Here is an 18,928-nt window from a genome sequence, read left to right on the forward strand (position 1 = left end):
CCATGACCATTTGGACCTGCGCCACGTGCGCCATTGAACACCCGGACACGTCAGAACCTCCGCCGTTGTGCGAAATCTGCTCCGATGAGCGTCAATACGTCCCGTCGAGTGGCCAGCGCTGGACTACACGCGAGGAACTCGCTGCTGCGGGCTTTCGCATCGAGGTGGCGGAAGTGGGTCACGGGCTCCACTCCGTGGAAGCCACGCCCAGCCTCGGCATCGGCCAACGGGGCCTGCTCCTACAGACCGAACATGGCAACCTTTTGTGGGAACCGCCGGGATTCATCGACGACGCCGGCTTGGCCGCTGTCCGTGCGTTGGGCGGTGTCGTCGTCGTCACGGCCAGCCATCCGCACCTGACCGGCTCCTCCATCCAGTGGAGCCACGCTTTTGACCGCGCGCCCGTTTATGTTGCCGCCGCAGACAAGCAGTGGATCTGCCGCCCGGATCCAGTCATCCAACTGTGGCAGGACGTTCAAGAATTACTGCCGGGGCTGACCATGCACCAGTTCGGCGGCCACTTTGCCGGCAGCAGCATGGTCCATTGGCCTGCTGGCGCCCAGGGTCGCGGCGCGCTGCTGGCGGGTGACACGGTTGGCGTGGGCCGGGACAGGAAGTCCGTCAACGCCATGCGCAGCTACGTCAACAACATCCCACTGCCCGCCCGTGCCATCCAGAGAATTCTTGACACGTGCGCACCCCTGGCATTCGACCGCATCTACGGTGCGTTCGCAACCATCGACACCGGAGCAAAAGAGATCACCGAGCGCTCCCTGCGCCGTTACATCGACTGGGTGACAGGATCCATCGTCGACGAATAAACGCAGGACAAACACCCCCACTACCAACGCTCCTGCAGCTTTGGGGCGTTTCTTCAGAACGCTCCCGCAGCAACCTGCAGGACCCTTCGGGAAAATGCCCCCGAAAGTGCTGGAGCGTCGGTAGGGGCGGTGGGGCGGGTTGCTGGTATTACAGGGCGTCTAGCGCCTGCTCCAGGTCTGACAGCAGATCGGCGATGTCCTCGATGCCCACGGAGAGGCGGATCAGGTTGACGGGCACTTCAAGCTCGGTGCCCTTCACGGAGGCGTGCGTCATCTCAGAGGGGTAGTTCATGAGCGACTCAATGCCACCCAGTGACTCAGCCAATGTGAACAGCTTCGTGGATTCAGCCACCTTGCGGGCAGCATCTTCCCCACCCTTGAACTGCACGGAAATCATGCCGCCAAAGCCGCGCATCTGACGGGCCGCCAACTCATGGCCGGGGTGGCTGGGCAGGCCCGGGTACAGCACACGCTCCACCTCGGGACGTTCCAGCAGCCACTCGGCAATGGTCTGGGCGTTGGAGCAGTGCCGGTCCATGCGCACGCCCAGCGTCTTCAACCCACGCGTGGTCAGCCACGCCTCCATCGGGGCGGACACGGCACCGACGGCAAACTGGATGAAACCAATCTTCTCGGCAGCCTGCGCATCGTTGAGAATCACGGCACCGCCGGAAGCATCCGAGTGCCCGCCAATGTACTTCGTGGTCGAGTGCACCACCACGTCGGCACCGAGCGCCAGCGGATTTTGCAGGTACGGGGAAGCGAACGTGTTGTCCACCACCAGCAGCGCACCGGCGGCATGGGCCACCTCGGCGAGCGCGGCAATGTCGGTAATTTTCATCATGGGGTTCGACGGCGTCTCCACCCACAGCATCTTCGTCCCACCGTCCGGCCCGCCTGCGGCGACAGCGGCAGCCAGCGCCTCGGCGTCGGACATGTCCACGGCGGCGTTGGTGATGCCCCACACGGACAGGATGCGGTTCAGGAGCCGGTAGGTGCCGCCGTAGACGTCGTTGCCCATGACGATATGGTCGCCCGGGACCAGCAGTGCGCGGATCAGCGCGTCCTCGGCGGCCAGGCCGGATGAGAAGCTGAACGCGAATTCTCCACCTTCAACGCCGGCCAGCTGGGCTTGGAGCGCGTCGCGGGTGGGGTTGGTGCCGCGGCCGTACTCGTAGCCGTTGCGCAGCTTCCCGATCCCGTCCTGCGCGAAGGTGGTGGTTTGGTACAGGGGCGGGATGACGGCGCCGGTGGTGGGATCCGGTGTCTGGCCGGCATGGACGGCGCGGGTATTGAAGCCTTTAGTCATGATGTTCTCCTTCTAAATCGGTCGTGCTAAATCAGTCGTTGAGGTAGTTCAGCAGGTCCAGGCGGGTCAGTACCCCGACGGGGGACCCCACAAATGTCACCATCAGCGCGTCCACGTCCTGCAGCTTGGCGCGTGCGGCGGAAATGGGCTCCAGCGAACCGATGATCGGCAGCAGCGGCTGCATGTGCTCGGTGATCTTGTCGGTCAGTTTCGCCTCTTGCCGGAACAGCCGCCCGGTCAGGGTGCGCTCATCCACCGAGCCAAGCACCTCCCCCATGACCACCGGCGGTTCGGCACTGAGCACGGGAATCTGGGACACCCCGTATTCGGCCATCAGGTTGATGACGTCGCGCACGGTCTCGTTCGGGTGAATGTGCACCAGGTCCGGCAGCCCGCCGGTCTTCGCCTTGAGCACGTCGCCAATGGCCGGCTCGTCGGTGGTCTTCAGGAAACCGTACGACTGCATCCACTTGTCATCAAAGATCTTCGCCAGGTAGCCGCGCCCGCTGTCCGGCAGAAGCACGACGACGACGGCTTCCGGCCCCAGCCCCTTGGCGGCTTCCAGCGCGGCCACCACCGCCATGCCGGACGAGCCTCCCACCAGCAGGCCTTCCTCGCGGGCCAGCCGGCGGGTCATGGCGAAGGAGTCGTTGTCGCTGACGGCGATGACTTTGTGCGGGACCGTGGGGTCGTAGGAGGCGGGCCAAACATCCTCACCCACGCCTTCGACAAGGTAGGGCCGGCCGCTGCCGCCTGAGTAGACGGAGCCTTCGGGGTCGGCGCCGATGATCTGCACTTCCCCGCCCTGCGCTGCCGGGCGGTTCTTGGAGGCTTCGCGCAGGAAGCGGCCCGTGCCGGTGATGGTGCCACCGGTTCCCACCCCTGCCACAAAGTGCGTCACCTGCCCGGCGGTGTCGGCCCAGATTTCCGGACCGGTGGTTTCGTAGTGGCTCAGCGGACCATTTTGGTTGGAGAATTGGTCGGGCTTGTACGCGCCCGGAATTTCCTGCGCCAGCCGATCGGACACGCCATAGTAGGACTGCGGACTGCTGGCAGACACGGCCGACGGCGTGACAACAACCTCGGCGCCGTAGGCCCGCAGGACCGAGCGCTTGTCTTCACCCACTTTGTCAGGAACCACAAACACGCATTTGTAGCCGCGCAACTGGGCCACCATGGCCATGGCCACCCCGGTGTTTCCGCTGGTGGGTTCCACCACGGTGCCACCTGGCAGAATTTTGCCTTCTTTGGCGGCTTCGTCAAGCATCTTCACCGCGATGCGGTCCTTGGCGGAACCACCCGGGTTCATGTACTCAAGCTTGACAAGAACTGTGGCCTGGATGCCTTCGGTGACTTTCTGCAGTTTCACCAGCGGGGTGTTGCCAATGAGGTCCAGAACGGAGTTTGCGTACTTCATGACTCAAACGTAGCCTCCCGGCGGGGAAAGTGACCACTGCTCGTTACGTCCGCTGACTCAGACGCCCCACACATCGAGACGGGAGCGGTCTGCAATGTTCGTCAAAAACATTGCAGACTGCTCCCATCTCGAATTGCTCAGAAGGTGTTCCGCACCAGATTTTGCGCTAGATCAGCCCGTCCGAGAGGTGGTCCGGGGTGCCAAAACGGTGCGCGGTGATGCTGATGGCCTGCTCGTGCAGGAACGGCAGCATCTCCACACGCCCGGCCTCGGTAACGTCGCCGTGGTAGATCGCCAGGTCCGGGCGCCCACCGCTCGCCGCGTACAGTGCCGATGCATCCCCGCCGATGAGCCGAATGCGACCCGCCCCGAAGCTGCGCCCCAACCAGTCTGCATCGCTCTCCACTGTCACCTTCAGGTGCTTGCTCAGCAACAGTGCCTGCACTGCCTTGGGAAGCACGACGGCGCTGGAGACTTCCGGGGTCGACCCGGCCAGGATTCCTGCCGCAAGCACACGCATCAGCTTCACGACGGGCTCGCCTTCGCTCAACCGCACCAGGGGGTGCAGGGGCAGGTAGCGGAACACGTTGCGTTCAGCGGACAGCGCCGAGACATCCTTGGCATTGCCAAACTCTTCCGCCCAGGCCGCCGCATCGCTGTGCAGCGCGCGCTTCAGGAATGCCCGGTCCTCTTCGGACAGGACTGCGCCGGCTGCCGCCGGGCCGGATACGCCTGTGTCGGCATGGAGCATCTTCGTGGCTGCGTCGCCCAGCGGCGCAGTGGCCGAGGAAGGCGCACTACGCCAGCTGCCCAGCCCCACAAGGTAGTTGGGTCCGCCTGCCTTGGTGCCCGGCCCCACGGCCGATTTCTTCCAGCCGCCAAAGGGCTGGCGCTGCACAATGGCGCCCGTAATGCCACGGTTGACGTACAGGTTTCCGGCCTGGATGGTGTCCAGCCACACGCCGATCTCCGCCGAATCCAGTGAATGCAGTCCGCTGGTCAGCCCGTAGTCGACGCGGTTGACCAGCGCGATGGCCTCTTCAAGTGTTTCCGCCCGCATGACGCCCAGGACGGGGCCAAAGTACTCGATGAGGTGGAAGTCGGAGCCGGGCGCAACCCCTGTGCGCACGCCCGGGCACCAGAGCCGCCCGGTCTCATCGAGCTGGCGTGGCTCAATGGCCCAGGCTTCGCCGGTACTGAGGGTGGTCAGCGCCGTGTGCAGCTTGCCGGCGGCCGGTTCAATGATGGGGCCCATCTGGGACGTGGCCTTCTCCGGGTAGCCAACGCTCAGGCTGGCGGCGGCGTCGAGCAGCTGCTTGCGGAACCGCACCGATGAAGACACTTCGCCGACCATGATCACCAGTGACGCAGCAGAGCATTTCTGGCCCGCGTGGCCAAACGCGGACTGGACCACGTCTCTGGCAGCCAGGTCCAGGTCAGCGCTGGGAGTGACGATGATGGCGTTCTTGCCCGATGTCTCGGCCAGCAGCGGCAGGTCACTGCGGAAGCGCCGGAACAGTTCGGCGGTCTCGTAGCCGCCGGTCAGGATGAGGCGGTCCACGGCCGGGTGGGACACCAGCGCCTGGCCCAACTCCCGCTCCCCCAGCTGGACGAGTGCCAGCACTTCGCGCGGCACGCCGGCATCCCACAGCGCCTGCACCATGACGGAGCCGGTGCGCTGGGCCTGCCGTGCAGGCTTGATGACGACGGCGGAGCCCGCGGCCAGCGATGCCAACGTGGACCCTGCCGGGATGGCGAGCGGGAAGTTCCACGGCGGAGTCACGACGGTGAGCTTCTCGGGGACGAACGTTGCGCCGTCGACCGTTTCCAAATCCTTGGCACGCTCGGCGTAGTAGTGGGCAAAGTCCACGGCTTCACTGACTTCGGGGTCACCCTGGTCAAGGGTTTTGCCGGTCTCGGACGCCATAACCTCCATGAGCTCGGCGCGGCGGGCTTCCAGGATGTCACCTGCACGGTGCAGCACGGCGGCGCGCCCGGCACCACCCAGGGCAGCCCAGTCCGCAGCATGCTCGACGGCGGTGGCGACGATGGTGTTCAGTTCGTCCAGTTCGGTGACGGTGGTGGCCGCAACGAGGTCATTGCCCAGCGTCGATCCGGGGATGCGGGCCAGGATGTCCCGGCCCCAGGCCTGGTTGGCAGGAAGCGCCGGGTCGGTGTCGGGGGTGTTGGCAAAGGAGTCGGTGGGTGCAGGTGCCGGGGGCTGATTGCGGTCCTGATCGCGGTTGCTGGCCGGCACCTCTGTGTCCACGCCCTGCAGGGAGGCGAGGAAGCGCTGCTTCTCACGCTCAAACAGGGACTCGTTGTCGGAGAGCTCAAAGACGGCGGACATGAAGTTGTCCTGGCTGGCGCCTTCTTCAAGGCGGCGGACCAGGTAGGCGATGGCGACGTCGAACTCGGCAGGGTGGACCACCGGCGTGTAGAGCAGCAGGGCGCCAATGTCCTGGCGGACGGCTTCAGCCTGCCCGGTGGCCATGCCCAGCAGCATTTCAAATTCGAGGGCGCGGCCTGTGGCATCAATGCCACGCTGCTTGGCCAGCAGCCAGGCGTGGGCCACGTCGAACAGGTTGTGCCCGGCCACGCCAATGTGGACGTTGCTCAAGTGTTCAGGTGTCAGTGCATAGTTCACCAGGCGCTTGTAGTTGGTATCGGAGTCCTGCTTGCTTCCCCACGTGGCCAGCGGCCAGCCGTGGACGGAGGCCTGGACTTCTTCCATGGGCAGGTTGGCACCCTTGACGATCCGGACCTTGACCGGTGCGCCGCCGTCGGCCCTGCGCCGTGCAGCCCACTGCTGCAGCTCGATCAAGGCTTCGAGGGTGTCCGGCAGGTAGGCCTGGAGCACAATACCGGCTTCGAGCTCTTTGAACTCGGGCTTTTCCATGATCCGCTTGAACACGGCGATGGTCATGGTGAGGTCCTTGTATTCCTCCATGTCCAAGTTGATGAATTTCGGTTTGGCGAAGGAGTTGGCCAGCGTGTACAGCGGGGTGAGCCGCTCCACGACATGGGTCACGGCGTCGTCGAACGCCCACGGCGAGTGCGGCGCCACGGTGGAGGATTCCTTGATGGAGACGTAGTTAACGTCCTCCCTTGCCAGCAGCGCCAACGTTCCTTCAAGGCGGCGGCTGGCTTCATGCTCGCCCAACACTGCTTCACCAAGAAGGTTGATGTTCAAATCCACGCCATCCTTGCGGATCTTCGCGATGGCCGGGCCCAGCTTCGCGTCGGTGGCGTCCACAATCAAGTGGCCCACCATTTCCCGGAGCACCCGGCGGGCAACCGGGACCACAATCTGCGGCACAACCGGGGCCATGATGCCGCCGAGGCGGACTGCCCCACGCATGTACCAAGGCAGGAAGGCAGGCACCTTCGGTGCCAAGGCGGCAAGGTTGCGCCCGGCCACGGCCAGATCCTCGGGACGGACCACACCGTCAACGAAGCCCACCGTGAACTCCAGGCCGTGGGGATCCTTCAAAACACCCGCCAGGCGTTCGGCGGAGACGTCCGCGGGGAACTTCGCAGCCTCGTTGAGCCAGTGGCGCACAAGGGCGATTGTCTCCTCGACGAGGTCGTCCCCGGGAGTTGGAATATTGGCGGTGGTAGCCGCGGAAGTGGTGCTTGTCATGGTCGGTGCCTGGTTCGTTTCTGTCAGTAGCCAATGTGCCTGCCGCAAAGGCATGCCTGACACCAGTATGAGTCCGACCTTCAATAAGGAAAAGCGCTGATTTATAATCAATAACAGTCAGTATTACTACATGGTTGGGAGCCCTGCGATGCTTGACGTCAAACGCCTGCGCTTGTTGCGTGAATTGCACCTCCGCGGCACCTTGGCTGACGTTGCCGCCGTGCTGCAATACAGTCCCTCGGCCATCTCCCAGCAGCTGGCTTTATTGGAGAAGGAAGTGGGCGTGCCGCTCCTGCTGAAGGTGGGCCGGCGCGTTCAGCTGACACCCCAGGCAGAGATTCTCGTTACCCACACGGCAGAGCTGCTGGAAACCCTGGAGCGGGCCGAAGCCGCCATCGCCGCCTCGCTGACCATCGTCACCGGGACCGTGAAACTGGCCATGTTCCAGTCGGCGGCATTGGCGCTGCTACCGAACCTGCTCACGGCCATGGCACAGAAGTATCCGGACGTGCGCATTGAAATGGTTCAGCGGGAACCCGAAGCTGCACTGCATGAGACGTGGACGCGGGATTTTGATCTGGTGGTGGCCGAACAATATCCTGGCCACGCAGCACCCATGCTCGCCGAGTTGGACAGGGTCACGTTGACCACCGACGCCATTCGGCTCGCCGTCCCGTTCCACGATGTGGTAGGCAGCATGAGCAGGATGCTTTCCTCCCCCATCACGGGGTTGGAGGACACGGCACAGTTGCCTTGGGTCATGGAACCGCGGGGCGCGGCGTCGCGGCACTGGGCCGAGCAACGATGCCGGCAGGCCGGCTTTGAACCCGACGTCCGTTTTGAAACGGCCGATCTACAGGCCCAGATCCGGCTCATCGAGTCAGGCAACGCAGTGGGTCTGATGCCTGACCTGATGTGGACCGGACGCCAGCCTCACCTGAATCTCATCGATCTACCCGGTCTCCCCCAACGCACGGTCTTCACCTCGGTCCGACGTGCCAGCCGCCGTCGACCAGCCCTTTTGGCCTGTCGGGAAATTTTGGAGCAGACGGCGCAGGACCTGGCCGTCCCACCTTCCCGTCCATGACCAAGTCACTGGCCGCCACCGTTCCAGCAGCGCTCTTCGCTGCGGGCCTGGTGCTGCTCGCTTCGGGGCTGCTGACCCCTGTCTCCGCAGTGGAGCTGGCAGCACGCACCGTACCGATCCTCGTGTTCGTGGTGGCCATGACCGTAGTGACGGGGCTGGCGGACTCCGCCGGGTTGTTCACAGTTGTCACCGCCACGCTGGCCGGTGTCCGCCGCACATCACGTCCCGGTACGACGCCGGCTGGCCGGGTCTGGTTGTTGTGGTTGCTGGTGGTGGTCCTTGCCACGGTAAGTACGGTGTTCCTGTCGCTGGACACGACGGCCGTGCTCGTCACCCCGGTGGTGGTCTCGCTGGCGCGGCACGCGCGAATCCCGCCGCTGCCGTTTGCGCTGACGACCGTTTGGCTGGCGAACACGGCATCCTTGCTGCTGCCGGTTTCCAACCTGACGAACTTGTTGGCGCAGCATCTTTTGGGTGTGTCGCCACGGGGTTTTGCCCAGCTGCTGTGGGCTCCGGCCGTGGTGGGCGTTGCGGTCCCGGCCGTATTCCTGTGGTTGATGTTTCGTACCGAGTTGCGCGGCAGCTTTCCCCGCCCTGCCGTGCCCACCGTCAGGGACAGGGGGCTGCTGTTCTTCAGTGCCGTCACGGTGGCCGTGCTGCTGCCACTGCTGGTGTCCGGACTTCCCGTCTGGATCCCGGCAAGCGTGGCAGCGGTGTTCTTGCTGGCCGTGTTCCTTCTCCACCGCGGCACGTCCCTGGTGCGGGGGTCGGCGCGGGGTGCGTGGGTCAAGACGTGGCGCATGCTGCCCGTCCAACCGCTGCTGTTGGCAATGGGGCTGTTCCTGATCATCCAGACCCTGCACGACCACGGCCTCGGCGCAGCCCTTGCCCATGCCGCAGGCTCCGGCGAGGATTTCACCGCACTGCTCCAGCTGGCGGGCCTCGGCGCGCTGAGCGCAAATGCCGTCAACAACCTGCCCGCTTATTTGGCGCTTGAACCGGCAGCAGGCTCCCCGCTCCGGCTGGCGGCGCTGCTCATCGGCGTGAATCTCGGGCCGCTGGTGTCCCCGTGGGCATCCCTGGCCACGTTGTTGTGGCACAGCCGCTTGCGCGCCATGGGCATCAACATTTCGTGGCGCGGCTACATGCTGGCCGGGCTCGCCGTCGTCGTGGTCCTGCTGCCGCTGTCGGTGCTGGCACTGTGGCTTTCCGCCGGGATGCCCGGTTAGCGCCGCCTGACTTCCCAGGAGGCGGAGCAGCTCCGTGGACCTGTGCACACCCGGTCCGTTTCCACCCACTGCTCTGAGGTTCCCAGCTGCGCGTGCGACCATGGTTCAATGACCGCCGCAGCACTCACCGGCCAGGCCTTGGCTTGGGACGCCGAAGGCCCCTATTCGCTTCAGCAGACGTTGGGCATCATTGGCCGCGGCCCCGCTGACAAGACCATCATGGTCACGCCCGGCACAGCTTGGCTCGCTTTCAACACCCCCGCGGGTCCTGCCACGCTGGGGATCTCCCAACGCGGCACCGAGCTGCACGCCCGCGCTTGCGGTCCCGGTGCGGAGCATGCCCTCGCAGGCACCCCGGCGCTGCTCGGTGCGCAGGACGACTGGTCCCATTTTGACTCCCCCGGGTTCGCAAATTCCCTTCCTCACCGGGTGCAAGAAGCACGACGCCGTCACCCGGCAGTGCGCCTGCCCGCCACCGGGCGCATGGTTGATGCTCTGGTGCCAGCCATTCTGGAACAAAAGGTCACCGCGCTGGAGGCCCGACGCAGCTACGGCATCCTGCTGCAAAAGTTCGGCACCAAAGCACCGGGAGTCGGAACCGACCCGGCCATCCCAGCCGATCTGCGGGTGGCCCCCACCCCTCGGCAGTGGGCGTCCATCCCCTCCTGGGCGTGGCACCAGGCGGGTGTTGGACCACAGCGTTCGGCAACGGTCATGCGCGTGGTGGGTTCGGCGTCGGGCCTGGAACGGCTGGCTAAACTACCGGCGGCAGAGGCGGCTGTAAAGATGCAAAGCATCCCAGGCATTGGCGTGTGGACGGCCGCGGAAACCACTCAACGCACGCATGGCGACCCCGACCAAGTGGCGGTGGGCGACTATCATCTGGCGGCCTATGTGGGCTGGGCACTGGCAGGGAAAGCCGTGGATGATCCGGGCATGCTGGAATTGCTCGAGCCGTGGCGCGGGCACCGGCAGCGTGTGGTGCGGATGCTGCAGCTGAGCGGATTCCGAAAGCCGAGCTTCGGACCGCGCATGACCATCCAGCACCACCGCCGACACTGAGGAATCCAGTCCCGGAGCGTGGGGAGAGGTACCCATTGCCGCGGGGACTGGGCGCTCACTACCCTTGTGGAAAGCGATCAGGGAGCACCATGGCAGACGGATATTTGGGCAGCGACCCTGAAAATCTTCGCGACGCGGCAAAAGAGTTCGACGCCTGCGCCGCTCAATTGAAAGATGTAAGGACCACATTGGGCAGCCGGATCCGGCCCCAGTTGAGGTGGGTCGGTCAAGACTCGCAACGGTTCCAGCAGCACTGGCACACGGCGTTGGCTCCAACTCTGGCAGCCGCGGCCGATCTCCTGCAACAGACCTCGACATTGCTGCGTAAAAATGCCCAGGAGCAGGAAAAAGCCAGTTCGGTGTATGGGCAGGCTGACTTCTCTGATCTGCGCTCCAAGCTTCAGGACGCGTCCACCGATTCCGGCTGGGAAGACTTTTTTCTGGGCAATGAACACGACATTGACCAGCTGAGGGATGCACTTTCGAAACTGACACCTGAAGAACTCAATCAATTCCTGACTTCGCTGTCAGACGACGAGCTTGCGGCGTTGGCTAAAACCGCAGGAGAAGACGGCAAGGGCCTTTTCAATTGGTCGGGCATCGACGCGTTGGAACGCCACGACGTGCTGAGTGCCCTGCTGGCCAATGCCACGCCTGAGGAAGCCGCACGCATTGTCGCCAACTTTCCATGGGCCACGCCCGATGACACCTTGGTTACTGGTGACCCAGCCAATCCAGATCGCAAGATAACGAGCGGGCCTGCTGGCCACGACACTCCTGCTGGCACCGTTTTTGGGGAAAATCCCAGCTGGCGTGACATCCATCAAGGCAGCTATGGAGACTGCGGTTCCATGGCCACCTTGGCGGCCATGTCCTACCACGACTCATCGTTCATCACCGATCACATCAAGGACAATACCAACGGGACGGTTTCGGTAAAACTCTACGACAACTCCGGAGCGGAACACTGGGTGACCGTAACGAAGGACTTGCCTGTCAACGAGCAGGGTGGATATCTTGGAGCACGCGGTTCCAGCGACGGGGCCGGCATTGACAATCCCGCAGGTGCAAATTGGCCCTCATACTACGAAAAAGCGTTGGCCCAAGGCTATTCCAATGACGGCAACCCCGCGGGAACATATCACGGCATCGAAGCCCAGTGGCCTTCAAATCTTTCACCTACTGTCGCGGGCGGCGATGCCAGCACCCTGAAGAATCCGGATTCCACGTGGCAGGCAGTTCAGGACGGCAAACCAGTGGTAATTTCCACCACTGTCCCCGTTCGCGGTGACGCGGGAAGGCCCGAAAACCTGCCGGGTGCCCATGCGTTCTTCGCCAAGGGGCTCGATGGGGACGGGAACATTATTTTGGGCAATCCCTGGGGCCCACCGCAACCGGATGCAATCATGAGCAAGGAACAATATGAGAAGTACGTCACCGAGTCTGCAGTGATTGGAACGAAATGATGAGGGCAAACTGGCTTCTCTGGTCCACGATGAGTGTTGCGGTGCTGGCTGGATGTGCATTGCCAGCCCCTGCATCACCTGAAACCCCAGCACCGACAAAGGACAAGGCAATGAACACCTCCTGCACCCAAACCGGCGCCTACAAGCTGCGGCAGGGCATCGGTTTCTCAGAACCGGAACTTCCGGCAGCTGCATCAGAGCCGTCGCTTCGCCCGCGGTTGGGCATCATCGGCATCTTCGCAACTCCCGAACCCGCCGCGGTCACATTGACCGTCACCCAGCACGGGCCGGAGCCGTTGCCCAATTTCAAGGAACTGGAGCTCGGCGCGACCGCAGACTTCTACGGCTATTCCATCAAAATCACTTCAATTTGCAGTAACGAAATTCGTTTTGATCTGGTCAGCTCGCCGTAACGGAATACGCTGGGCACATTCCCATCGCCTAGGCTGATCCCATGAGCGAGATCATCAACCTACAGGCCACTTTCATCCCCAATGAGGGCGAATTCTTCCGTGTGAAGCTCGCCCTTGAGATTGCCATTGAGCAGGTCGTTGAAGAGGCCGGCTGCATCCAGTACGAAATCACCGAGGAATCAGAAGAGAAGATCGTGCTAACCGAGCAGTGGGCTTCGGAAGCGGACCTTGACAAGCACGGCAAGGGCATCGCGGTGCAGGACTTGAATGAGTCCTTGAGCGCCTTGCTGGCCGAACCGGTCAAGCTGGATCGTCGCTAACACCTAGTATTAGCGCACTTCATTAGAGCAATTCAGCCTGAAAAACCGTTGGAGATCATGACGCCAGGACGGTGTCATGATCTCCAACTGTGCGAGACGGCGTGGGTGTTACTTTGCGGCGTCGTCTTCGTCTGCCTTGGCGTCGCTGTCCTTGGCCGCCACAGCAGCATGGACCTCGGACATATCCAAGGCCTTGACGGCGTCAATGACGGAATCAAGCTGCGTTCCATTCAAAGCACCGGGCTGGGCAAATACCAGCACCTTCTCCCTGAAGGCCATCAACGTGGGGATCGAGGTGATGTTGGCCTCGGCCGCGAGCTGCTGCTGGGCCTCGGTGTCCACCTTCGCGAACACTACGTCGTCGTGCTTCTCGGAAGCAGCCTCAAAAGTGGGCGCAAAACGTACGCAGGGCTGGCACCATGATGCCCAAAAATCTACGAACACAATGTCGTTGCCCTCGATGGTGGGACCAAAATTTTCTGTGGTGATTTCAACTGTAGCCATGCTTCAACGGTACGGGATTTGGCGGAACTTTGGCCGATATTTCGCTCACCGCGTGAGTGCGCAGGCCGCCACCCCCATGGAAAAGACCACGGCGTTCACCGTGTTTTAGCAGGAAAGTCATAGGCAGTTCGCAGCCAGTTAACGTGGCGCACGCATACTTGCCTTGTTGACTAAGAACACAAGACACCAGCGACGTCCGTCACACCAGGAGAAATCATGACCCGCCCCACTCACAACCACATAGTCACCGCCCCCAGCGCCCATGAGGTCTGGCCTGTTCTGGCCAAGGACGAGCCCATTGCGCTTGTCAACGAGCGCGGCTGGCGGCTGTCCGGCCGTGTGGAGACATTGTCACGAGACCGCCAGTGCTTGTGGATTCAGCTCGATGCCGGCCTTGGGCGCCAGCTCATTCACCATCAGGATGGTTTTGTCCTGGAAAACGAAAGGCCAGCTGGCTGACCGCTCAAGACGAAATCTGATTGTCCGACCCCTCAGGGATCGGACAATTTTTTTTGGCTGGAATAAATACAGGGATCAGTTTTCTGGCCCGATCATGGAGACAAATTCCTTTGCCTCCGCCACACCAATGTCGGCGTGCTCGCGCAGCATGAGGGCTGCGCTCTCATAGTCACCGGACAGGGCCAGTTCACGGATGCGGCGGAAAATATCCTCGTTTAAGCGTGTGCTGGCCACTTCGCGAATCTCTTCACCCTGGGAAACTATGGCCCGGTAACGGTAGGCATTGGTCACGGCCGCAGGTTTCTGGACCACCTCGGGGACTTCGCCGCCCGGTTCCGGGGTCGCGTTGATGATGTCCTCCACCGTCAGCGTCTTTTCCCCTCCCATTGGCGGGGCAGACTCCGGGGTTGGCTGTGGGAACTGCGCCAATGCCGCCACTGCCGCCGCTGAATCTCCGAGGCCCAGGTGAGTGGCTTTTCGGTATTCCTTCACAGCATTGAGAACCTGGCGCTGGGCAATGTATGAGTACACCAATTGGTGGGTTTCCGGGGTGAGCCGTGCGCTGGCTTCTTCCGCGTCTTCACGGGAAATTTCCCGGCGCCTGCCACGACGGCGAGGTTTAGGCGTCGAGCCAACCTCCGGCCCTGCATCTGCCGTGCTGCGGTTCCTCCTGCCCACAATCCCTGCTCCCACCACCACAACGATGACAACAACGAGCAGGATCAGTAGCGGCACCAGATATTCCATGCCTCAACTGTAGTTTGATTTGTTCAAGGTTTCCGATGGCTGCACTGGTTGCTGCCCAGTTCCCGGGATTTGACGACAGGTGAGGTGGGCCCGGCTGGCAACGAAAAAGCCCGGAACCTCTCGATTTCTCTCGAGGTTCCGGGCTTTCCCGTTTTGGTGGCAGATACTGGATTCGAACCAGTGAAGGCGTTGCCAGCTGATTTACAGTCAGCCCCCTTTGGCCACTCGGGTAATCTGCCATGGCCACCAAACCCTGAACAACAGGTCCGGCTTTCGCCCCCAACAAGTGGAAGCAGTAAAACAATACAAGGAAATCTGCCAAGAATCGAATCGAGAACCGTGAGGTACCAAAATTTGCCTCATAGCCGGTGGAATACCGGCCATATTCCCGGCCGAAAACGTCCGCTGAAGGTCCCGGCCCGGCGCCTAGACATCGTTACGAATCCGTTTCACGAGCTGGTTTTCCAGGAATGCGGCCTGTTCGGGGGTGATTTGTTGCAATGCGACAGCCCGGGCCATGTCGTTCTGGACACCGGCAATGCGTGAAGATGCAGAATTCGGCGGTGAACCAATAATGCTGCCGGAATCAAGGCTCCCAGCCATGCCACCCACCACAGCAGGCCCGCCCAGCACAGTCACGGCCGCCAAGGTCACGGCGGCCATTGCCGTTCCCACCGTCTTCCGCTTTCGCCGGTGCCGGGAGTTCGTGCCACCGAAGGGAAGGACGCCGCCGGGCGTTGCCAGCTCAGTGCCAGCAATCCCCGTACTTTCAGCCATCGTCATTGGTCCTCCTCGTGCGGTCTCTCCTACAACCACTACTATTCCCAAGGCAAATGTGCGGTGGCCGCAGGAACCCTTGGAGGTCACTGTGAGCGGCTCGCCACCACCGATTGCAAGCGCCGCACGCTCGTGGCCAGCTAGGCTGGTAGGCAAATCATCCGCCCAAAATTCTAAGCATGTGGAGGAACCATGGCTAGTGAGTCAACGTTCGACGTCGTCAGTAAAGTGGACAAGCAAGAGGTCGCCAACGCCCTGCACCAGACCCAGAAGGAAGTGGCCCAGCGCTACGACTTCAAGGGCATCGGCGCAGAGATCGACTTCAGCGGCGAAAAGATCCTACTCAAGGCCAACTCGGAAGAGCGTGTCATGGCTGTCATGGACGTTTTTGAGTCCAAGTTGATCAAGCGCGGCATTTCCTTGAAGTCCTTGGACGCCGGGGAACCGTACGCCTCAGGCAAGGAGTACCGCCTGGAGGCATCCATCGTTGAAGGCATTGCCCAGGACGTAGCCAAGAAGATCAACAAGCTCATCCGCGAAGAGGGCCCCAAGGGCGTCAAGTCCACCATCCAGGGCGACGAGCTGCGCGTGAGTTCCAAGAGCCGCGACGACCTGCAGGAAGTCATGGCCATGCTGCGCAAGTTCGAGGACGCTGATCTGCAGTTCGTGAACATGCGCTAGACCAAACGATCACAAGACAACAAAAGTCGCTCATGTGACGAAATTGCTGGCGTTGAATTCCCTATGAATTAGAGAGGAATTCAGCGCCAGCTTACTTTTTGCCCTTGCCGGAACCCTGAACGCGACATAGTCTTCCAATTGCGTGCATAAATTCCATTCCGTCGTCTGGAGCAACCATGACCCTTCAGGTAATCCCTGCCGGCGCCCCGTGCTGGATTGATCTAATGACTTCAGATTTGGAGAAGTCCAAAGAGTTCTACACGGCGTTGTTCGGCTGGACCTATCTGGTAGGGGACGAGGAAAAGTACGCAGGCTACACCACGGCCTTCAAGGACGGTCTGCTCGTTGCAGGTTTCATGCAATGCCGGGAGTACAGCAACGGCCACCCCGACCTGTGGACGACCTACCTGCGCGTGGACAACATCTTTGAGTCGCTGGAAGCCGCCAAGAACGCCGGCGCCATCGTCTACCTTGAGCCTCGGGAAGTCCCTCAGCAGGGCAAAAGGGCCATCCTCGCTGATCCGGGCGGGGCCCCCACGGGGCTGTGGGAGCTTAGCGGCCATACCGGCTTCCAGGCTCACGAAGAACCCGGGGCCTCCGCCTGGCATGAGCTGCACAGCAAGGACTACGACGCCACCGTCCAGTTTTACGCGGAAGTCTTCGGCCTGAAAACCACCGTCATGAGTGATACCGCCGAGTTCCGCTACACGAACCTTCTCGATGGCGAAAGGGAACTGGCTGGCATCATGGACGCCGCCGCGTACCTGCCGCACGAGGCTCCGTCCAGTTGGCAGGTGTACTTCCAGACGGACGACGTCGACACCGCAATTGCGAAGGCCCTCACCTTGGGTGCCACCGTGGTCAACACCGCCGAGGATTCCCCCTACGGCCGGGTTGCCGGGCTCACCGACTGCACCGGGGCCCTGTTCAAGCTGGTCCAGCCACCGCATAGCAGCCGGGGAACCGCTCCCACCGTGCGCAAGCCCGGTATTCAGCTGCCTGGTTCAACCAAACCTGTCTCATAGGCCAGCACCACTGCCTGCACCCTGTCCCGAAGCCCAAGCTTTGTCAGGATTTTGCTGACGTGGGTCTTCACGGTCTGTTGTGCAATGAAAAGATGGGTGGCAATCTCCTGGTTCGAGAATCCGCGGCCCACGAGCCGCATGACCTCAAGTTCCCTGTCCGTGAGGCTGTCAAGACGGTCCCGGGAAAGCACCGGCCGGGTCCCTGAAACGGCAAACTGTTCGATCAGCCGCTTCGTGACGGACGGTGCAAGCAACCCGTCACCGGAGGCCACGATCCGCACCGCGGCCACCAGGTCTTCCGCCAATGCGTCCTTGAGCAGGAAACCACTGGCGCCCAGACGCAATGCGTCGTAGATGTAGTCGTCGGCGTCGAAGGTAGTCAGCATGAGTACGTGGGTTGAGTCCTCATCCGAATCAGATGCGTGTGAGTGGGCCAGGATTTGTCGTGCAGCTTCCAGCCCATCCATGACAGGCATGCGGACATCCATCAGGACCACGTTGGGACGGCATGCGGCGGCCATTGCCACTGCTTGAGCCCCGTTCTCGGCCTGTCCCACCACTTCAATGTCGTGTTGGGCGGCCAACAGGGCCGCAAATCCTTCACGGACCATGGCTTGATCATCCACAACAAGTACTGTGATGCTCATGAGTGGGTGTTTCCCTTGCTGTTGCTTGACGTTCTTGTATTGGCGTTCAGGGGCAGCCTTGCGGTGACGGAAAAGCCGCCGTCAACCGTGGCTGTGCAAATGACAGAACCTCCCACAATGTCGGCTCGCTCGCGCATCCCGATGAGGCCCTGCCCCAAGTGTGGGCCCCTGTCCAGCTGGGCCATGATCGCACCCACTGCAGAGCTTGAATTGACCACCGAGATGGCCAGCTTGTTGGCCCCGACGGCGAAGTTCACCCGCACGGTTGCACCGGGGGCATGCCGGATGACGTTGCTCAGTGCCTCCTGAACAATTCTGTAGGCGGTCAGGGCGATGACCTCACCAATCTCATGCTTGTCGACGTCGGGCAGTACGGGCTCCTCGATGTGGATCCCCGCTGAGCGTGCTGAGGCGAACAACCGAGGCAGGTCTGCCAAGGTGGGCTGAGGGCCCAACTCCCGCCCTGCTTCGGCGTTGCGCAGGGAGCCAAGCATGCTGCGCATCTCCATCATGGCGCGCCGGGAGTTCGCGGCGATGTCATCAAACTCCTTGGCCAGTTCAGGGCTCAGGCCCGGGTGCCGGTAGCTGGCGGTGGTTGCCTGCACCACCACCACCGACATGCCGTGCGCCACGACGTCGTGCAGTTCACGTGCTATGCGGGTTCGTTCCTCTGCCAAGCGCCGCCGTGACTGTTCCTCCGCGCTGACTGTTCGCTCTGCAGCCAGTTCAACACGCAAATGCTGCCACTGTTGGGCCACAACGGAGGCCATCATGAGCCCGCCTGCCACAGCCGCAAAAATCACCACATTTGTTTGAGCACCCGTCGTCTGCCCCTCCGGCATGCTCAGGTAGTTTGCAACAACGCCCACCATGACACTGCCCAACCAGGCCGCAGCGGGAACCATCCAGTGTGAACGAAGTCCGGCCACACAGATGACGAGCACCTGGGTGATCATGGCAACAACGCTGAAAGGCATGGGCGCTGCACCAATGGGATCGGAGACGAGCGGCATGACGGCAAGGGGCGCCAGCGAGACGATCACCCCGGCCACCGGGCGCGCTGCAGTCAGTCCCACCGAAGCTGAATGGAGGATCGCCATGCCAAGGGCAAACGGCAGGGCCATCTGATACAGGCCCATGTTCAGCGGCGCCCCCACGGCAAGCAGCGCAATACAGACCACTGCCGTGCCCAGCCAAACCCAGCTGATCCCTTTCAGCCGCCACAAGTGCGCGGTGCTGAAAGGGGTGGCACTCATCTCGGCAACGCCTCCACGGCCACTTTCAGCAAGCGCCGCAGCAGCGGTTCCTGACGCAGCGGTTC

At 62.4% G+C, this 18,928-nt stretch carries 18 protein-coding genes and 1 tRNA gene; 10 read left to right on the forward strand and 9 right to left on the reverse strand.

Features of this window, described 5'->3' with window-relative positions:
* The coding region (locus tag Q4P21_RS12640; RefSeq protein WP_303389116.1) for a hydrolase at positions 1–821 on the forward strand (821 nt) is incomplete at its 5' end.
* A 148-nt stretch (positions 822–969) separates the two neighbouring features.
* On the opposite strand, the gene Q4P21_RS12645 is transcribed toward Q4P21_RS12640, so the two are convergent.
* From Q4P21_RS12645 to Q4P21_RS12655, 3 genes are all read right to left on the reverse strand, one after another.
* Positions 970–2,130 carry a cystathionine gamma-synthase gene (locus tag Q4P21_RS12645; RefSeq protein ID WP_303389117.1) on the reverse strand — a complete coding sequence of 387 codons (1,161 nt, stop codon included), beginning with the start codon at positions 2,128–2,130 and terminating at the stop codon, positions 970–972.
* A 31-nt stretch (positions 2,131–2,161) separates the two neighbouring features.
* Entirely contained in the window at positions 2,162–3,547 is a 1,386-nt protein-coding gene (locus Q4P21_RS12650; RefSeq protein ID WP_207343275.1) for a cystathionine beta-synthase, read from the reverse strand.
* A 166-nt stretch (positions 3,548–3,713) separates the two neighbouring features.
* Positions 3,714–7,190: a bifunctional proline dehydrogenase/L-glutamate gamma-semialdehyde dehydrogenase gene (locus Q4P21_RS12655; RefSeq protein WP_303389118.1), complete on the reverse strand. Its 3,477-nt coding sequence runs from the start codon at positions 7,188–7,190 to the stop codon at positions 3,714–3,716.
* 148 nt (positions 7,191–7,338) lie between these two features.
* Between Q4P21_RS12655 and Q4P21_RS12660 the strand changes: the two genes are divergently transcribed.
* The 6 genes from Q4P21_RS12660 (at position 7,339) to Q4P21_RS12685 (ending at position 12,767) form a co-directional block, all read left to right on the forward strand.
* On the forward strand, positions 7,339–8,277 hold the full coding sequence (locus tag Q4P21_RS12660) for a LysR family transcriptional regulator (RefSeq protein WP_303389132.1): 939 nt from the start codon (positions 7,339–7,341) through the stop codon (positions 8,275–8,277).
* On the forward strand, positions 8,274–9,506 hold the full coding sequence (locus Q4P21_RS12665) for an SLC13 family permease (protein ID WP_303389119.1): 1,233 nt from the start codon (positions 8,274–8,276) through the stop codon (positions 9,504–9,506). The genes Q4P21_RS12660 and Q4P21_RS12665 overlap by 4 nt, the downstream gene beginning before the upstream one ends.
* Positions 9,507–9,614: 108 nt before the next feature.
* A complete protein-coding gene (locus tag Q4P21_RS12670; RefSeq protein WP_303389120.1) occupies positions 9,615–10,568 on the forward strand; it encodes a DNA-3-methyladenine glycosylase in 954 nt (317 codons plus the stop codon).
* An 89-nt stretch (positions 10,569–10,657) separates the two neighbouring features.
* Positions 10,658–12,034, forward strand: a complete 1,377-nt coding sequence (locus tag Q4P21_RS12675) for a WXG100 family type VII secretion target (RefSeq protein ID WP_303389121.1) — start codon at positions 10,658–10,660, stop codon at positions 12,032–12,034.
* A gap of 110 nt (positions 12,035–12,144) precedes the next feature.
* Positions 12,145–12,447 carry a hypothetical protein gene (locus Q4P21_RS12680; protein WP_303389122.1) on the forward strand — a complete coding sequence of 101 codons (303 nt, stop codon included), beginning with the start codon at positions 12,145–12,147 and terminating at the stop codon, positions 12,445–12,447.
* 41 nt (positions 12,448–12,488) lie between these two features.
* Complete coding sequence (locus Q4P21_RS12685; RefSeq protein ID WP_303389123.1) at positions 12,489–12,767, forward strand: putative quinol monooxygenase; 279 nt, start codon at positions 12,489–12,491, stop codon at positions 12,765–12,767.
* Between the two features lie 108 nt (positions 12,768–12,875).
* On the opposite strand, the gene Q4P21_RS12690 is transcribed toward Q4P21_RS12685, so the two are convergent.
* The gene (locus Q4P21_RS12690) at positions 12,876–13,271 is read right to left on the reverse strand and encodes a co-chaperone YbbN (RefSeq protein ID WP_303389124.1); all 396 of its coding nucleotides are present in this window, start codon (positions 13,269–13,271) and stop codon (positions 12,876–12,878) included.
* Positions 13,272–13,487: 216 nt separating this feature from the next.
* On the opposite strand from Q4P21_RS12690, the gene Q4P21_RS12695 reads away from it, so the two are divergent.
* Positions 13,488–13,730: a hypothetical protein gene (locus tag Q4P21_RS12695; protein WP_303389125.1), complete on the forward strand. Its 243-nt coding sequence runs from the start codon at positions 13,488–13,490 to the stop codon at positions 13,728–13,730.
* Positions 13,731–13,805: 75 nt separating this feature from the next.
* Here the strand turns inward: Q4P21_RS12695 and Q4P21_RS12700 are convergent, their stop codons facing one another.
* From Q4P21_RS12700 to Q4P21_RS12710, 3 genes are all read right to left on the reverse strand, one after another.
* Positions 13,806–14,477, reverse strand: coding sequence for a hypothetical protein (locus tag Q4P21_RS12700; RefSeq protein ID WP_303389126.1), 672 nt, complete (start codon positions 14,475–14,477; stop codon positions 13,806–13,808).
* A 154-nt stretch (positions 14,478–14,631) separates the two neighbouring features.
* Positions 14,632–14,716 (reverse strand) — tRNA-Tyr (locus Q4P21_RS12705).
* Positions 14,717–14,903: 187 nt separating this feature from the next.
* On the reverse strand, positions 14,904–15,260 hold the full coding sequence (locus tag Q4P21_RS12710; RefSeq protein ID WP_303389127.1) for a hypothetical protein: 357 nt from the start codon (positions 15,258–15,260) through the stop codon (positions 14,904–14,906).
* A 186-nt stretch (positions 15,261–15,446) separates the two neighbouring features.
* Here Q4P21_RS12710 and Q4P21_RS12715 point away from each other — a divergent pair, with 186 nt between their 5' ends.
* A complete protein-coding gene (locus tag Q4P21_RS12715; protein ID WP_303389128.1) occupies positions 15,447–15,935 on the forward strand; it encodes a YajQ family cyclic di-GMP-binding protein in 489 nt (162 codons plus the stop codon).
* Positions 15,936–16,159: 224 nt separating this feature from the next.
* Positions 16,160–16,960 carry a VOC family protein gene (locus tag Q4P21_RS12720; RefSeq protein ID WP_303389129.1) on the forward strand — a complete coding sequence of 267 codons (801 nt, stop codon included), beginning with the start codon at positions 16,160–16,162 and terminating at the stop codon, positions 16,958–16,960.
* On the opposite strand, the gene Q4P21_RS12725 is transcribed toward Q4P21_RS12720, so the two are convergent.
* Together Q4P21_RS12725 and Q4P21_RS12730 are read right to left on the reverse strand one after the other, a co-directional pair.
* On the reverse strand, positions 16,927–17,607 hold the full coding sequence (locus Q4P21_RS12725; RefSeq protein WP_303389130.1) for a response regulator transcription factor: 681 nt from the start codon (positions 17,605–17,607) through the stop codon (positions 16,927–16,929). The two genes, Q4P21_RS12720 and Q4P21_RS12725, sit on opposite strands and share 34 nt — an antisense overlap.
* A partial coding sequence (locus tag Q4P21_RS12730; protein WP_303389131.1) for a sensor histidine kinase occupies positions 17,604–18,928 on the reverse strand: 1,325 nt, incomplete at its 5' end. The genes Q4P21_RS12725 and Q4P21_RS12730, both read right to left, overlap by 4 nt.

Origin of the sequence: Arthrobacter sp. (genome assembly GCF_030540645.1) — a bacterium.
GTDB lineage: Bacteria > Actinomycetota > Actinomycetes > Actinomycetales > Micrococcaceae > Specibacter.

Excerpts from the sequence above, each read along its gene's own strand:
- Q4P21_RS12645 (WP_303389117.1), bottom strand. The coding sequence starts at position 2,130 with ATGACTAAAGGCTTCAATACCCGCGCCGTCCATGCCGGCCAGACACCG.
- Q4P21_RS12650 (WP_207343275.1), bottom strand. The coding sequence starts at position 3,547 with ATGAAGTACGCAAACTCCGTTCTGGACCTCATTGGCAACACCCCGCTG.
- Q4P21_RS12655 (WP_303389118.1), bottom strand. The coding sequence starts at position 7,190 with ATGACAAGCACCACTTCCGCGGCTACCACCGCCAATATTCCAACTCCC.
- Q4P21_RS12660 (WP_303389132.1), top strand. The coding sequence starts at position 7,339 with ATGCTTGACGTCAAACGCCTGCGCTTGTTGCGTGAATTGCACCTCCGC.
- Q4P21_RS12665 (WP_303389119.1), top strand. The coding sequence starts at position 8,274 with ATGACCAAGTCACTGGCCGCCACCGTTCCAGCAGCGCTCTTCGCTGCG.
- Q4P21_RS12670 (WP_303389120.1), top strand. The coding sequence starts at position 9,615 with ATGACCGCCGCAGCACTCACCGGCCAGGCCTTGGCTTGGGACGCCGAA.
- Q4P21_RS12675 (WP_303389121.1), top strand. The coding sequence starts at position 10,658 with ATGGCAGACGGATATTTGGGCAGCGACCCTGAAAATCTTCGCGACGCG.
- Q4P21_RS12680 (WP_303389122.1), top strand. The coding sequence starts at position 12,145 with ATGAACACCTCCTGCACCCAAACCGGCGCCTACAAGCTGCGGCAGGGC.
- Q4P21_RS12685 (WP_303389123.1), top strand. The coding sequence starts at position 12,489 with ATGAGCGAGATCATCAACCTACAGGCCACTTTCATCCCCAATGAGGGC.
- Q4P21_RS12690 (WP_303389124.1), bottom strand. The coding sequence starts at position 13,271 with ATGGCTACAGTTGAAATCACCACAGAAAATTTTGGTCCCACCATCGAG.
- Q4P21_RS12695 (WP_303389125.1), top strand. The coding sequence starts at position 13,488 with ATGACCCGCCCCACTCACAACCACATAGTCACCGCCCCCAGCGCCCAT.
- Q4P21_RS12700 (WP_303389126.1), bottom strand. The coding sequence starts at position 14,477 with ATGGAATATCTGGTGCCGCTACTGATCCTGCTCGTTGTTGTCATCGTT.
- Q4P21_RS12710 (WP_303389127.1), bottom strand. The coding sequence starts at position 15,260 with ATGACGATGGCTGAAAGTACGGGGATTGCTGGCACTGAGCTGGCAACG.
- Q4P21_RS12715 (WP_303389128.1), top strand. The coding sequence starts at position 15,447 with ATGGCTAGTGAGTCAACGTTCGACGTCGTCAGTAAAGTGGACAAGCAA.
- Q4P21_RS12720 (WP_303389129.1), top strand. The coding sequence starts at position 16,160 with ATGACTTCAGATTTGGAGAAGTCCAAAGAGTTCTACACGGCGTTGTTC.
- Q4P21_RS12725 (WP_303389130.1), bottom strand. The coding sequence starts at position 17,607 with ATGAGCATCACAGTACTTGTTGTGGATGATCAAGCCATGGTCCGTGAA.